Annotated in this window: 16 protein-coding genes; 9 read left to right on the top strand and 7 right to left on the bottom strand. The window is 71.1% G+C overall.

The features are described from left to right. Window positions 1-4: 4 nt before the first annotated feature. From ACZ5NW_RS22820 to ACZ5NW_RS22830, 3 genes are read right to left on the bottom strand one after another with little or no spacing between them, the layout of a single operon-like run. Window positions 5-640 (bottom strand): class I SAM-dependent methyltransferase, encoded by a 636-nt coding sequence (locus ACZ5NW_RS22820; protein ID WP_468745736.1) that lies wholly within the window; start codon window positions 638-640, stop codon window positions 5-7. A gap of 41 nt (window positions 641-681) precedes the next feature. Continuing rightward, entirely contained in the window at window positions 682-996 is a 315-nt protein-coding gene (locus ACZ5NW_RS22825) for an AzlD domain-containing protein (RefSeq protein WP_468745737.1), read from the bottom strand. Then, complete coding sequence (locus ACZ5NW_RS22830) at window positions 993-1,694, bottom strand: AzlC family ABC transporter permease (protein ID WP_468745738.1); 702 nt, start codon at window positions 1,692-1,694, stop codon at window positions 993-995. The genes ACZ5NW_RS22825 and ACZ5NW_RS22830 overlap by 4 nt, the downstream gene beginning before the upstream one ends. A 20-nt stretch (window positions 1,695-1,714) precedes the next feature. Here ACZ5NW_RS22830 and ACZ5NW_RS22835 point away from each other — a divergent pair, with 20 nt between their 5' ends. Continuing rightward, the gene (locus ACZ5NW_RS22835; RefSeq protein WP_468745739.1) at window positions 1,715-2,311 is read left to right on the top strand and encodes a helix-turn-helix domain-containing protein; all 597 of its coding nucleotides are present in this window, start codon (window positions 1,715-1,717) and stop codon (window positions 2,309-2,311) included. A gap of 113 nt (window positions 2,312-2,424) precedes the next feature. Here the strand turns inward: ACZ5NW_RS22835 and ACZ5NW_RS22840 are convergent, their stop codons facing one another. Continuing rightward, window positions 2,425-2,628, bottom strand: a complete 204-nt coding sequence (locus tag ACZ5NW_RS22840; protein ID WP_004984723.1) for a cold-shock protein — start codon at window positions 2,626-2,628, stop codon at window positions 2,425-2,427. A gap of 326 nt (window positions 2,629-2,954) precedes the next feature. Here ACZ5NW_RS22840 and ACZ5NW_RS22845 point away from each other — a divergent pair, with 326 nt between their 5' ends. The 6 genes from ACZ5NW_RS22845 (at window position 2,955) to ACZ5NW_RS22870 (ending at window position 9,166) form a co-directional block, all read left to right on the top strand. Continuing rightward, a complete protein-coding gene (locus ACZ5NW_RS22845; protein WP_468745740.1) occupies window positions 2,955-3,806 on the top strand; it encodes a menaquinone biosynthetic enzyme MqnA/MqnD family protein in 852 nt (283 codons plus the stop codon). Window positions 3,807-3,873: 67 nt separating this feature from the next. After that, window positions 3,874-5,694 carry a serine/threonine-protein kinase gene (locus ACZ5NW_RS22850; RefSeq protein WP_468745741.1) on the top strand — a complete coding sequence of 607 codons (1,821 nt, stop codon included), beginning with the start codon at window positions 3,874-3,876 and terminating at the stop codon, window positions 5,692-5,694. Between the two features lie 5 nt (window positions 5,695-5,699). Further along, window positions 5,700-6,524, top strand: coding sequence for a prepilin peptidase (locus tag ACZ5NW_RS22855; RefSeq protein ID WP_468746158.1), 825 nt, complete (start codon window positions 5,700-5,702; stop codon window positions 6,522-6,524). Between the two features lie 72 nt (window positions 6,525-6,596). Beyond that, window positions 6,597-7,796: a cyclic dehypoxanthinyl futalosine synthase gene (gene mqnC / locus ACZ5NW_RS22860; protein WP_468745742.1), complete on the top strand. Its 1,200-nt coding sequence runs from the start codon at window positions 6,597-6,599 to the stop codon at window positions 7,794-7,796. A gap of 7 nt (window positions 7,797-7,803) precedes the next feature. Next, complete coding sequence (locus tag ACZ5NW_RS22865; protein WP_468745743.1) at window positions 7,804-8,409, top strand: imidazolonepropionase-like domain-containing protein; 606 nt, start codon at window positions 7,804-7,806, stop codon at window positions 8,407-8,409. Window positions 8,410-8,470: 61 nt separating this feature from the next. Next, window positions 8,471-9,166, top strand: a complete 696-nt coding sequence (locus tag ACZ5NW_RS22870) for a demethylmenaquinone methyltransferase (RefSeq protein ID WP_468745744.1) — start codon at window positions 8,471-8,473, stop codon at window positions 9,164-9,166. Here ACZ5NW_RS22870 and ACZ5NW_RS22875 read toward each other — a convergent pair. Further along, window positions 9,153-9,464 (bottom strand): PASTA domain-containing protein, encoded by a 312-nt coding sequence (locus ACZ5NW_RS22875; RefSeq protein WP_468745745.1) that lies wholly within the window; start codon window positions 9,462-9,464, stop codon window positions 9,153-9,155. The genes ACZ5NW_RS22870 and ACZ5NW_RS22875 overlap by 14 nt on opposite strands. A 123-nt stretch (window positions 9,465-9,587) precedes the next feature. Beyond that, window positions 9,588-10,100, bottom strand: a complete 513-nt coding sequence (locus ACZ5NW_RS22880) for a GNAT family N-acetyltransferase (protein WP_468745746.1) — start codon at window positions 10,098-10,100, stop codon at window positions 9,588-9,590. Between the two features lie 107 nt (window positions 10,101-10,207). Between ACZ5NW_RS22880 and ACZ5NW_RS22885 the strand changes: the two genes are divergently transcribed. Next, a complete protein-coding gene (locus ACZ5NW_RS22885) occupies window positions 10,208-11,506 on the top strand; it encodes a geranylgeranyl reductase family protein (RefSeq protein WP_468746159.1) in 1,299 nt (432 codons plus the stop codon). A gap of 78 nt (window positions 11,507-11,584) precedes the next feature. Here ACZ5NW_RS22885 and ACZ5NW_RS22890 read toward each other — a convergent pair whose 3' ends face one another. Continuing rightward, complete coding sequence (locus ACZ5NW_RS22890; protein WP_468745747.1) at window positions 11,585-12,382, bottom strand: C40 family peptidase; 798 nt, start codon at window positions 12,380-12,382, stop codon at window positions 11,585-11,587. Between the two features lie 722 nt (window positions 12,383-13,104). Between ACZ5NW_RS22890 and ACZ5NW_RS22895 the strand changes: the two genes are divergently transcribed. After that, a complete protein-coding gene (locus ACZ5NW_RS22895) occupies window positions 13,105-13,464 on the top strand; it encodes an NADH-quinone oxidoreductase subunit A (RefSeq protein WP_007383963.1) in 360 nt (119 codons plus the stop codon). Window positions 13,465-13,472 lie beyond the last annotated feature (8 nt).

The raw sequence follows: 13,472 nt of genomic DNA on the forward strand, positions 1-13,472 counted from the left end.
CTCTCTAGGCTCTGGCGATCAGGAAGGCCTGCGGGGTCGGTTCCTCGCCGATCGGGGCTCGTACCGTCCGCGATACGAGAGTGAATCCGGCCGCCTCCAGGAGGCCGCCGATCAGGCCCGGTTGGCGGCGCTGGAAGTCGAGGACCACATCGTGGCCCCAGGGCCGGTCGTGGCGCTTCGGCTCGTCGCCGACCTGGAAGCCGATGAGCAGATGGCCGCCCGGGGCCAGGACGCGCAGCCACTCACGGAAGACGGAGGACAGCACCTCCACCGGGGTGTGGATCGTCGAGTACCAGGACACCACCCCGGCGAGTGAACCGTCGGCCAGGTCCAGCTCCAGCATCGAGCCCTGCTCGAACCGCAGCCCCGGGTTCTCCCGCCGGGCGATCGCCAGCATCGACTCCGACAGGTCGAGCCCGAACACGTCCAGGCCCAGGGAGGCGAGATACCCGGTCACCCGCCCCGGACCGCACCCCAGATCGGCCACCGGGCCGTCCGGTCCCACGAGTTCGGCGAAGAGCCCGAACATCGCCCGGTCCACCGGCGTGACCGCCAGCAGATCACGGAACCGCTCGGCGTAGTCCTCGGCGATGGCGTCGTAGAACACCCGGGTACTGGTCAGGAACGCGGCTTCGGTCATGACCGGGGAGGCTAGCGGCACCCACTGACAGCGGGGCTCCGCTAGGCCACCCCCGCCGCCCGCAGCGCCGCCGTCGCGCCCGCCGCCACCAGCACCACCACCGGGAACGGCGCCCCGCGCCACGCCAGCGCGCACGCCGCGAGGACACCGGTCAGGCGGGCCCAGCCCCCGAAGCCGCCGCCCTCGGTCGCCGCGCCGGTCACCAGGAGCGCGACCAGGAGGAGTACGGCGGCCGTGGACAGCAACTCCTGGGCGCGGGCCGGGATCTCCACCCGCCCGTGCAGCGCCGGGCCCACCAGCCGGAAGGCGTAGGTGCCCACCGCGAGGATCAGGATGACGGTCAGGGTCGGGCTCATGCCGGTTCCTTCGCGGGCCGCAGGTGCAGGACGAGGCCGGTCAGCGCCAGCAGGACGGGTACGCCCGCCGGTGCCATCGGCGTTGCCGCCAGGGCCACCGCCGCGCCGAGGGCCGCCGGGCGTCGTATACGGGCGTTCGTGCGCAGGGTGGGCAGCACCAGCGCGGCGAGGACGGCGGGGAAGGCGGCGTCCAGGCCGTAGGTCGCCGGGTCGCCCAGGGCGCTGCCGGCCAGCGCGCCCAGCAGGACGCCGGTGTTCCACGCGGCGAACAGGCCGACGCCCGAGATCCAGAAGGCGGCCCGGCGGCGGGCCGGATCGGGCTGGGCGAGGGCGAAGGCGACCGTCTCGTCGGTCACGAGGTGGGCGCCGAGGAGGCGGGTCGTCCGGCCGGGGCCGAGGACCTCGGCGACGGCGAGGCTGAAGGCGGCCGTACGGGTGTTGAGGAGCAGCCCGGTCGCGGCGGCCGCCACCGGTCCGCCGCCCGCCTGGAGCAGGGCCACCGCGCTGAACTGGGCCGAGCCCGCGTACACCAGCACCGACATCACGACCGGCGCCCACACCGGCAGCCCGCCCGCGACGGCGATCGCGCCGAAGGAGACACCGACGATGCCGCCGGCCAGCCAGACGAGGGAGCTGTCGCGGATCAGCCCGGTGACCGGCGCCGCCCCGGCCGAGGTTGTTCGCTGTACCGAACGCATGTTTTCTACAATGAACGGTAGTGGCATCGTTCGTCAAGGCGAACGATCGTACCGATGGAGCGAACGACGTGAGTGAACCCCTGAGCTGGATCGCCGCCTCCCTGCGGCGCGAGCGCACCCGCGCCGGGCTGTCGCTGTCCGAACTGGCCAAGCGCGCCGGCATCGCGAAGTCCACGCTGTCGCAGCTGGAGGCCGGGGGCGGCAACCCCAGCGTGGAGACGCTGTGGGCGCTGGGCGTGGCACTCGGCGTGCCGTTCAGCGCGCTGGTGGAGCCGCCCGCGCCGGCCGTGCAGGTGATCCGTGCGGGAGAGGGGCCGTCGGTCGCCTCGGAACAGGCGCACTTCGTCGCCTCGCTGCTCTCGGCGAGCCCGCCCGGCGCGCGGCGGGACATTTACCGGCTGAGCGCCGAGCCGGGTGCCGCCCGGGAGTCCGAGCCGCATATCCCGGGGACGGTCGAGCACCTGATCGTCGGCAGCGGAAAGGTGAAGGCCGGGCCACGGGGAGAGGAAGTGGAGCTGAATCCCGGGGATTACCTGACCTACCGCGGAGATGTGCCCCACTCCTACGAGGCATTGGCGCCCGCGACGACCTTTGTGCTCGTGATGCAGCACGTGTGAGGGCGATGCGGGAGGAGATAGGGGAGGGAAAAAGGCAGGAGCCCCGTTGCCTTGCGGCGAGGGGCTCCTTGGGTACTGCTCTCAGACTCTGACTGCGATCAGACCGGTGTCGATCAGACCGGCGTGACGTTCTCCGCCTGCGGGCCCTTCGGACCCTGGGTCACGTCGAAGCTCACCTGCTGGTTCTCCTCGAGGGAGCGGAAGCCGGTGGCGTTGATCGCGGAGTAGTGAACGAAGACGTCGGGGCCGCCGCCCTCCTGGGCGATGAAGCCAAAGCCCTTTTCGGCGTTGAACCACTTAACGGTTCCGGTAGCCATAAGCCCTCCTTGGGCTCAAAGGGTCGCCCTGCTCCAGAACCTGCAAGTGTGAAAACACAAGTGCTGCACCACTGCAAACTTCCGAAAACGTCGAGAGCCCGCGGTCACATGCTCCGCAGGCTCTGTACTGCAAGGGAAACCAAACTGCAACTTGCGGCGAGCCTAGCACGCGGGCAGGGCAAAGCAATAGAGGTCAAGATCACGTCACTCGGATGTTTGAACCGGAGTGTCGGAGTTGACGCCGGATGCCCCGCGTGGAAGCCGGATGCGCGAGTGGAGGAGGGGGTGAGCTCCGAAGCGTACCCGAGTAGGTCTAGCCTCGCGATGTGGACAATTCTCGCACCGCCCGGCCCCGCGTCGGCCACATCCAGTTCCTGAACTGCCTGCCCCTGTACTGGGGGCTCGCGAGAACGGGCACGCTCCTCGACTTCGAGCTGACCAAGGACACCCCGGAGAAGCTCAGCGAGAGCCTGGTGCGGGGCGACCTCGACATCGGGCCGATCACCCTCGTCGAGTTCCTGCGGCACGCGGACGAGCTGGTCGCCTTCCCCGACATCGCCGTCGGCTGCGACGGACCGGTCATGTCCTGCGTGATCGTCTCTCAGCTCCCGCTGGACCGGCTGGACGGCGCCCGGGTCGCCCTCGGCTCGACCTCCCGCACCTCCGTCCGCCTCGCCCAGCTCCTGCTGGCGGAACGGTTCGGCGTACGCCCCGACTACTACACCTGCCCGCCCGACCTCAGCCTGATGATGCAGGAGGCGGACGCGGCCGTGCTCATCGGCGACGCGGCCCTGCGCGCCAACCTGCTCGACGCGACGAAGTACGGGCTCGCCGTGCACGACCTCGGCGCGCTGTGGAAGGAGTGGACCGGCCTGCCCTTCGTCTTCGCGGTCTGGGCCGCCCGCCGCGACTACGTGGAGCGGGAGCCGTACATCACCCGCAAGGTCCACGAGGCGTTCCTCGCCTCCCGCAACCTCTCCCTGGAGGAGGTCGGCAAGGTGGCCGAACAGGCCGCCCGCTGGGAGGACTACGACGAGCAGGTCCTGGAGCGGTACTTCACCACCCTCGACTTCCGCTTCGGCGAGCCCCAGCTGGCGGCGGTGAGCGAGTTCGCCCGCCGCGTCGGCCCGACCACCGGCTTCCCGGCGGACGTGAAGGTGGAACTGCTCCAGCCGTAATCTGCTTCTCATCCGGTGGGACGGGTCCAGGGGGACAGTCCCGTGGGGCGGGGGAGAGGTGGACGGCATGCAGCCGCTCGGAGCGGACGAACCCACCGCGGTGGGGCCCTACCGCCTGCTCGGGCGGCTCGGCTCCGGCGGCATGGGCCGGGTCTACCTGGGCCGCAGCGCGGGCGGCCGCACGGTCGCCGTGAAGATCGTGCATCCGCACTTCGCGCTCGACGAGGAGTTCCGCGCCCGCTTCCGCCGCGAGGTCGACGCGGCACGGCGGGTCGGCGGCGCCTGGACCGCGCCCGTGCTCGACGCCGACCCGGAGGCCGCGGTGCCCTGGGTCGCCACGGCCTACGCGGCCGGCCCCTCGCTCGCCGCGGCCGTCACCTCCGCCTCCGGCGGCGGCCCGCTGCCCGCCCACACGGTACGGGTCCTGGGCGCGGGCCTCGCCGAGGCGCTGGCCGCCGTGCACGAACTGGGCCTGGTCCACCGGGATGTGAAGCCGTCGAACGTCCTGCTGACCGTGGACGGCCCCCGGCTGATCGACTTCGGCATCGCCCGGGCCACGGACGGCACGGCCTCCCTCACCTCGACGGGCGTCTCCGTCGGCTCGCCCGGCTACATGGCGCCCGAGCAGATCCTCGGCAAGGGGGTCACGGGCGCGGCGGACGTCTTCTCGCTGGGCGCGGTACTGGCGTACGCGGCGGCGGGCGAGCCGCCCTTCCGCGGGGACACCTCGGCCGCGCTGCTCTACAAGGTCGTCCACGAGGAGCCCGAACTGGGGGAGTTGGGAGCCACCGGGCTGCGCGAGGTGGTGCAGGAGTGCCTGCGCAAGGACCCGGCGAGCCGGCCCACCCCTGGCGAGGTGGCCCGACGGCTCGCTCCCGAGGGGGCGGCACGGCTCGTCGCGTCGGGATGGCTGCCGGGCCCGCTGGTGGAGCAGGTCGGGCGGCGGGCCGTGGAACTGCTGAACCTGGAGGGCACATCGGGCGGCGACGGCCCGGCCGCGCCGGTCTCCGGGGTGGTGGGGTTCAGCGAACTGGCGGTGGAGAGACCGTCGGTGCCGGGCGGGGGGTCCCTTTCGGCGCCGGGCGCGACCGCCGGGGCGTTCGGGCCGCCACCGGTGATGCCTGCGGCTGCGCCCGCTGCCGATGCCGTGCCGGGGGGCGTACCGACCGCTGGCCCGACCGCCGGCCCGACCGTCGTGCCCGCGCCGCGCGACGCACGCGATGTCGGCGGTGCGTCCGGCACGCCCGGCAAGGTGTCCGTCACCGTCGCCGCCAGTGCGGCGCCCGGCGAGGGCGGGCGTGGGCGGCGGCTCAGCTGCACGGTCGCGTTGGCGGTCGCGGGGGCGATGGCGGCGGTGACCGTGGGCTCGGTGTTCGTCTTCGATCTGCTGCCGGGCGGCAAGAGCGACACCAACAGCGGCTCCTCGGACGCGTACGGCACCCCCGCCCCCACGAGCACCGGCACCCCGGCCGCCACCCCCACCTCCGACGCCAACGCCACAACGCCCCGTGCGAGCACGACGCCCACGGCCTCCGGCACCCTCCCCGCCGCCTACCTCGGCACCTGGGAGGGCGAGGGCAGCGGCCTCGGCGGAACCCTGCCCATGGGTACGTTCCGGCTGACCGTCCATCAGGCCGAGGTGGGCCAGGAACTCGGTGAGCTGCGGCAGACGGATCTGCTCGGCGCGCAGTGCGTGGACGTGCTGACCCTGAAGCAGGTGACGGCGAAGGAGGCGATCGCGACGGCGGTGGGCGCGCGGTCCAACCACACCGGCTGCAACCCGAAGGCCCACACGGTCCGTCTGACGCCGACCGGCGACGATCTGACGTTCACTTCGGAGAGCTCGGCGGAGGGCAACCCCGTGGCGCGGATGTCGAAGGTCGGCTAGCCGTGCTGAGCACCGCGCCGAGCGACGCGACGGTCATCGCCGCCTCCGCGCTGTGGGGCGCGGCCGCCGGAACCCTGCTGCCGCGCGCCGCCTACCGGTTCTCCGTCCCCATGGAGGAGGCGGAGGAGGGCGCCGGCTGGCGTTCGGCCTGCCCGGCCGGCCATCCCGTACGGGGCTGGCTGGGGCGGGGCCGGTGCCGGGAGTGCGGCGTGCGGGTGCCCGATGGGCGGCGGACGTCCGACCGGGGGAGCCTGTCCCTGACGCCGGGCACCCCACGGTCGTACCCCTACGGCCCCGGCGCCCCCCTCCTGTGCACGGTCACCGCGCTCCTCTGCGCGCTCCTCGCCGCCGCCACCGGGCTCCGGCCCGAACTGGCGGTCTGGCTGCTGCTCGCGCCGGTCGGGGTGCTGCTGGCGGCCGTCGACCTGACGGTGCGGCGGCTGCCCGACCCGCTCACCCTCCCCCTCGCCGTCGTCGCCCCCGCGCTGCTGGGCCTGGCCGCGCTGCTGCCCGAGCACGCGGGCACCTGGACGACGTCCCTGCTGGGCGGACTCGCGCTCGGCGCCGGCTACCTCGTCCTGCACCTCCTCAATCCGTCCGGGCTGGCGTACGGCGATGTGAAGTTGTCGCTCGGCGTGGGCGCGATGCTCGGCTGGTACGGGTGGGCGGCGCTGATGCTCGGCACGTTCGCGGGGTTCCTGTTCGGCGCGTTGTACGGCGGGGCGCTCGTCCTCGTACGGCGATCGGGGCGTGAGACGGTGATCGCGTTCGGGCCGTTCCTGCTCGCCGGGGCGTTCGTCGGGCTGCTGGCCGGGGCGTACGCGGCCTGACGTCGGTCGCCCGGACGGGCTGGCGTAGGCTGGTCCCGCCCGTCCACAACCCTTGACGAAAGGGACGTCCTGGTGACCGAGAAGGCCGACCTCCAGTCTGTCCTCGACCGTGCCGCAGCCGGTGGGCGGATCACCCCGGAAGAGGCGCTCGACCTCTACCGCGACGCCCCGCTGCACGCGCTCGGCGCCGCCGCCGACGCCGTACGCCGCCGCAGGTACGCCGGGACCGAGCACATCGCGACGTACATCATCGAGCGGAACATCAATTACACGAACGTGTGTGTGACGGCGTGCAAGTTCTGCGCCTTCTACGCGCCCCCCAAGGACACGGACAAGGGCTGGACGCGCGACCTCGACGACATCCTGCGCCGGTGCGCGGAGACGGTCGAACTGGGCGGCACGCAGATCATGTTCCAGGGCGGCCACCACCCGGACTTCGGCGTCGAGTACTACGAGAAGAACTTCGCCGCCATCAAGAAGGAGTTCCCGCAGCTGGTGATCCACTCGCTGGGCGCCTCGGAGGTCGAGCACATGGCTCGTATCTCCGGTGTGTCCGTCGAGGAGGCCATCACCCGCATCCACGCGGCCGGCCTGGACTCCTTCGCGGGCGCCGGCGCCGAACTGCTGCCGGAGCGCCCCCGCAAGGCGATCGCGCCCCTCAAGGAGTCGGGCGAGCGCTGGCTGGAGATCATGGAGACCGCCCACCGACTGGGCGTCGAGTCCACCTCCACCATGCTCATGGGCACCGGCGAGACCAACGCCGAGCGCATCGAGCACCTGCGGATGATCCGTGACGTCCAGGACCGCACGGGCGGCTTCCGGGCCTTCATCCCGTACCTCTACCAGCCGATGAACAACCACCTGAAGGGCCGCACGCAGGCCACGATCTTCGAGTACCTGCGGATGATCGCGATCTCCCGGCTCTTCATGGACAACATCGCCCACATCCAGGGCTCCTGGCTGACCACCGGCCAGGACGCGGGCCAGCTCACGCTGCACTACGGCGCGGACGACCTGGGCTCGGTCATGCTGGAGGAGAACGTCGTCTCGGCGGCCGGTGCCAAGCACCGCTCCAACCTCCAGGAAATGATCGACATGATCCGTACGGCGGGACGCACCCCGGCCCAGCGCTCCACCACGTACGAGCACCTCGTCGTCCACGACGACCCGGCGAACGACCCCGTCGACGCGCGGGTGATGTCCCACATCTCGTCGACGGCGATCGAGGGCGGCACGGCCCACCCCGAGCTGAAGATCCTCGCGTCCAACTGAGCCCGTCGTGCAGACGATCCACGCGGACTCCCAGAGTCGGGCGCTGCTCGTGGACGGCGACTGGATCGCCGCCGCCGGGACGCTGGACGACATCGCCGCCGCTCACCCCCGCGCGCGGGTGCGCGAGTGGCCCGGCATCCTCACCGCCGGACTGGTCAACCTCCACGGCACCGAGCTGCTGGAGGAGACCTACCACCCGGATCCGCGTGAGGCCGACGAGTTGGGCACCGAGCCCCTGACCGGTGCGGCGCTGGCCGCGCTCCCCATGGACGACGCCCGCTGGGGTGCGAGCGCCCGCCGGGGCATCCAGCGCATGCTGGCGAACGGCACGGTCTCGGTGGCCTGCGAGCCCTTCCGCAACCGCGCGGTACGGGACGCGGTCCACCGCTCGGGCATCGGCGTGATGGGCCGCATCGGCCGCCCGGACGGCACACCGGCGCTGGACCCGTACACGTCGGGCCGCCCGGTGGAGTTCGCCCAGGAGAGGGAACGGGGTTCGGCGGCCCGCTTCGCGGTGTTCGACGTCGAGGACATCGCGGACCTGGCGGAACGCGGCGCCGGAACCTGCGTGGCGACCGTGCTGGGCGGCCGGCTCCTTTACCGGAGGCGCTAGCCCGGGCTGCTGGAGTGAGGCCGACGCCCCTGTCGGGTGGGCGTACTGCCACAATGAGCCCGTGACCCGCGCATCCCTGGACAAGCAGCCGCACGAAGTCGCCTCGATGTTCGACAACGTGGCGGAACGGTACGACCTGACCAACGACGTGCTGTCCCTGGGGCAGGACCGGCGCTGGCGCAAGGAGGTGGCGAAGGCGGTCGACGCCCGGCCCGCCCAGAAGGTCCTGGACCTCGCGGCGGGCACCGCGACCTCCTCGCTGCCCTTCGCGCGGACCGGCGCCTATGTCGTGCCCTGCGACTTCTCGATCGGCATGCTCCAGGTCGGCAAGCGCAAGCACACCTGGCTCCCCTTCACGGCCGGCGACGCGACGCGGCTGCCGTTCAAGGACGACACCTTCGACGCCGTGACCATCTCCTTCGGGCTGCGCAACGTGCAGGACTTCGACGCCGCCCTGCGGGAGATGTACCGGGTGACGCGGCCCGGCGGCCGGGTGGTGATCTGCGAGTTCTCGCACCCGACCTGGGCGCCCTTCCGCACCGTCTACACCGAGTACCTGATGCGCGCCCTGCCGCCGGTCGCCCGCGCGATCTCCTCCAACCCGGACGCCTACGTCTACCTCGCCGATTCCATCCGCGCCTGGCCCGACCAGCCGGCCCTGGCCGAGCACCTGCGCAAGGCCGGCTGGTCGAAGGTGGCCTGGCGCAACCTGACCGGCGGGGTCGTCGCCCTGCACCGGGGCTTCAAGCAGAGCTGAGGCTCTCCGACGGGTCACCGGGTTCGTCCAGCTCCCGCTGGAGTCCCCCGCCGGACGGGTGCGGGACGCGCGGCTCGCGTATGCCTCCGCCGCCCTCACCGTCGCGGAAGTCGAACCACACGTAGACCACGGAGTCCCGCGGCACCTCGGCCCCGGGCTGCGGGTACTGGCGTACGACGTAGTCGACGACCGTGAGGTGGAAGTCCGGCCGGTCCGGCGAGGTGAGGAGCAGGCCCTGCGACTTGGCCGCCTGCCGTGCGTCCACGGCCATCAGACCGATCAGCCTCGGCACGCGCACTTCCGGCGTTTTGGGTGTTATTCGCACAGATGTCACCCCCAGCGGTACTGGAAGGGTAACCGCGCGGGGGTGTTGTCCGGAAGTGTCAGGTCGCTTTCTGTAACAGTTGACTACGCAGGGTCACTATGCGGTGAGATCGAGCCGGTAGCAATGGCCCTCCCGCTGCGAGACCGGCCGGGTGAACACCTCGCCGAGCCGCATCCCCAGCCGCCGGGTCACCGCGATGGACCGGGCGTTCTGCGCGTCGACCACGGCCACCACGCCCGGCACCCCGGCCGCCCGCACCCGCTCCAGCGTCATCCGGGCGGCCACCGTGACATAGCCCTGGCCCCAGAAGTCCCGGCCGAGCCGCCAGCCGATCTCGATCTCGCCCCGGGGTCCCCACTCCTGCGGCCACGGCTGTGCCCCGGTGAACCCGACCACCCGGTCCCGCTCGTCCAGCACGGTCCACAGACAGAAGCCGTGCTCCGCGTCGTGCCGGCGCTGGCGCGCGGTGAGCTCCTCGTAGTAGGACAGCTCCGCGGATCTGCCGCCCATGAACTCCATGACGTCCGGGTGATCGAAGATCCGGTGCCATGCGACCGCGTCCTCGTCGGTGGGAACACGCAGCCGTACTACGGGGAGAGCTCGGTTCACGGGGCAGCCCTTCAGCCGGGTGATCAATTCTGCTGAATAGACTGCCCATGTCCAGTGCCGGTCGGCACGCAGATTCCGAACCTTGGGGAGATCCCGCCGTGACCGTCGTGACTGAGCCCCACTCCGAGCCCCTCTCTGGTAACACCGCGGATGTCATCGTCGTGGGCGCGGGCCCGGCCGGCTCCACGACGGCTTACCACCTCGCCAAGTCCGGTCTCGACGTACTCCTCCTGGAGAAGACCGAGTTCCCGCGCGAGAAGGTCTGCGGTGACGGCCTGACCCCGCGCGCCGTCAAGCAGCTCGTCGCCATGGGCATCGACATCTCCGAGGAGGCCGGCTGGCTGCGCAACAAGGGCCTGCGCATCATCGGCGGCGGCGTCCGCCTCCAGCTGGACTGGCCGGATCTCGCCTCCTTCCCGGACTACGGCCTCGTCCGCAAGCGCGACGACTTCGACGAGCAACTCGCCCGCCAGGCGCAGAAGGCGGGCGCGCGCCTCTACGAACGCTGCAACGTCTCCGGGCCGATCGTCGACGACCGCACCGGCCGCATCACCGGGGTGACGGCGAAGCTCGGCGAGGAGAAGCGCGAAGTCACCTTCCACGCGCCCCTGGTGGTGGCCGCCGACGGCAACTCCACGCGGCTGTCCCTGGCGATGGGCCTGCACCGCCGCGAGGACCGCCCGATGGGCGTGGCCGTACGGACGTACTTCGAGTCCCCGCGCCACGAGGACGACTACCTGGAGTCCTGGCTGGAGCTGTGGGACCGCCGCGGGCCGGGCGAGGACCGCCTGCTGCCGGGCTACGGCTGGATCTTCGGCATGGGCGACGGCACGTCCAACGTCGGCCTGGGCGTCCTGAACACCTCCGACTCCTTCAAGGAACTGGACTGGCGCGAGGTCCTCAAGGCCTGGTGCGCGTCCATGCCGGAGGACTGGGGCTACACGCCCGAGAACATGACCGGCCCGATCCGCGGCGCGGCCCTCCCGATGGCCTTCAACCGCAAGCCCCACTACACCAAGGGCCTGCTCCTGGTCGGCGACGCGGGCGGCCTGGTGAACCCCTTCAACGGCGAGGGCATCGCCTACGCCATGGAGTCCGGGCAGCTCGCCGCCGACGTCATCGTCCAGGCCCACGCCCGCGCCACCCCCGGCCAGTGGGAACTCGCCCTCCAGCGCTACCCGCGGATCCTCGCCGACACCTACGGCGGCTACTACACGCTGGGCCGCGCCTTCGTGAAGCTCATCGGCAACCCGAAGGTCATGAAGATCGCCGCGCAGCGCGGTCTGACCCACCCGATGCTGATGAAGTTCACCCTCAAGCTGCTGGCCAACCTCACCGACCCCACGGGCGGCGACGCGATGGACCGCATCATCAACGGTCTGAGCAGGGTGGCGCCGAAGGCGTAGCGGCGCCGCCCGTCCGGGCAGCGCGAAGGGCCGCAGCCCCCGAGCGGTTGCGGCCCTTCGTCATGCATGGGGGTGCTGTCAGAGCACCCGCACCGCGCCGGTCGGCGGGTCGTAGGACAGCGGCTTCTCCACCACGCCGGTGGACGGGTTCTGCGCGCCGACGAACATGCCGTCGCCGACGTACACCGCCACGTGGTACGCGCTGCCCGCGCTGCCCCAGTAGAGGATGTCGCCCGGCTGCAGGTTGTCCAGGGAGACCTGGGTGCCGCGGGTCGACTGGTCCTGGGAGACGCGCGGCAGGTCGATGCCGACCTGCCGGAAGGCGGCCTGCACGAGGCCGGAGCAGTCCCAGGAGTTCGGGCCGGTGCCGCCGGAGACATAGGCGTCGCCGATCTGCGCCTTCACGAAGGCGATGACGGCCGCGGCCGAACCGGTCGCGTTCGACGTGCTGGTGGAACTCACCGACGCGGACAGCACGGCCCGCTCGGTGCTGCGCGAGGCGCGCGCCTCGGCGGCCTTGCGCGCGTCCTCGGCGGCCTGCTTGCGCGCCTGCTCCTTCTTGGCCGCGGCGAGGTCCTTCGCGGCCTCCTTGGCCGCCGCGGCGGCGGCCGCGTCACGCTCGGCCCGCAGCTGGTAGTTCGCGGCGGCCTGTTCGGTGGCCTCCGCGGACTGGGCGACCTGAGCGGTCAGGTCGGCGGTCAGGGTGGGCAGTTCGAGCGTCTGCGTCACAGGCTCGGCCGCGTTCGCAGCGGCGGACGCGCCGGCCACGGCGACGGTGCTGAGGAGGCCACCGGCGACTCCGGCTCGCACGGCGAACGTCGACGCGTTGCGAGTGCGGGTCTTCCGGTGGCTTCGTATGTGAGCTGTGTGGGACATGGGTACAAGCGGTACCAGGGGCTGCTCCATACCTTCAAGAAACGTGTGCTGCGCCACACTTGTTCAATCGGCGGCCCAACTCCCCGCGGCGCGTTTCTTTATTGACGCCGTAACGGACATAGCGGACGCCAGTGATCATGCCTGTGATCATGGGCTTTCGTCATTACGTCCGGATTGCCCGTGGCCTACCACTGCTGAGGACCGTTGGCCAAGCCCGGTTCTCCGGGGCCCCTGGTGAATGTGGCGGAGGTCACGGAACGGTTACCGGCTCCCGCTCGTGAACACGCGCACACGCACGGGCCTCGTCCACATCCGTCCCCCGACTCCCTCCGATGTGTGAACGCGCTCCTCTACCAGCGCCTCGCGTCCAACGCCAATTTGCATGCAAGGGAACCCTCTTGATATTGAGACGCCCCTTCCCGTCTGCGGTGATGAGCGAAAATGTCACTATTGGTGATCACTCCGACGCTTCGCGTACGTAGATCACCGCTGATATGACTTCATGATCCTTCGTCAGGTGGCAGAGATCACAAAGCTTGGGTAATACCCCGTGTCGCAGATCACAGAGCCACGGGCATAAGATGCGTGGCAGTTGGGCTTGTGACCTGCTTCACATGTTCTCGATCTTCGCCGGGACGGGCGGGGCTCGCGGGGCAGTTGGGGCGTAAGTGAGCCCGATGGAACCGCCACCAGTCAGTGCCGACTGAGAGGAGCGAGGAGCGGTGAACGCGTATGCGCCCATCCTCGTACTGGGAGCCCTCGGGGCAGGCTTTGCGATCTTCTCCGTGGTCATGGCCACGCTGATCGGTCCGAAGCGGTACAACCGCGCCAAGCTCGAAGCCTACGAGTGCGGTATCGAGCCGACCCCCACGCCGGCCGGCGGCGGGCGCTTCCCCATCAAGTACTACCTGACGGCGATGCTCTTCATCGTCTTCGACATCGAGATCGTCTTCCTCTACCCCTGGGCCGTCACCTTCGACGCCCTGGGTGTTTTCGGGCTCGTGGAGATGCTGCTCTTCGTGCTCACCGTCTTCGTCGCGTACGCGTACGTATGGCGGCGCGGCGGCCTGGAATGGGACTGAGGGGCCTT

Source organism: Streptomyces sp. NPDC032126, from assembly GCF_055580085.1.

Excerpts from the sequence above, each read along its gene's own strand:
- ACZ5NW_RS22830 (WP_468745738.1), bottom strand. The coding sequence starts at position 1,694 with ATGCGTTCGGTACAGCGAACAACCTCGGCCGGGGCGGCGCCGGTCACC.
- ACZ5NW_RS22825 (WP_468745737.1), bottom strand. The coding sequence starts at position 996 with ATGAGCCCGACCCTGACCGTCATCCTGATCCTCGCGGTGGGCACCTAC.
- ACZ5NW_RS22840 (WP_004984723.1), bottom strand. The coding sequence starts at position 2,628 with ATGGCTACCGGAACCGTTAAGTGGTTCAACGCCGAAAAGGGCTTTGGC.
- ACZ5NW_RS22890 (WP_468745747.1), bottom strand. The coding sequence starts at position 12,382 with ATGTCCCACACAGCTCACATACGAAGCCACCGGAAGACCCGCACTCGC.
- ACZ5NW_RS22850 (WP_468745741.1), top strand. The coding sequence starts at position 3,874 with ATGCAGCCGCTCGGAGCGGACGAACCCACCGCGGTGGGGCCCTACCGC.
- ACZ5NW_RS22820 (WP_468745736.1), bottom strand. The coding sequence starts at position 640 with ATGACCGAAGCCGCGTTCCTGACCAGTACCCGGGTGTTCTACGACGCC.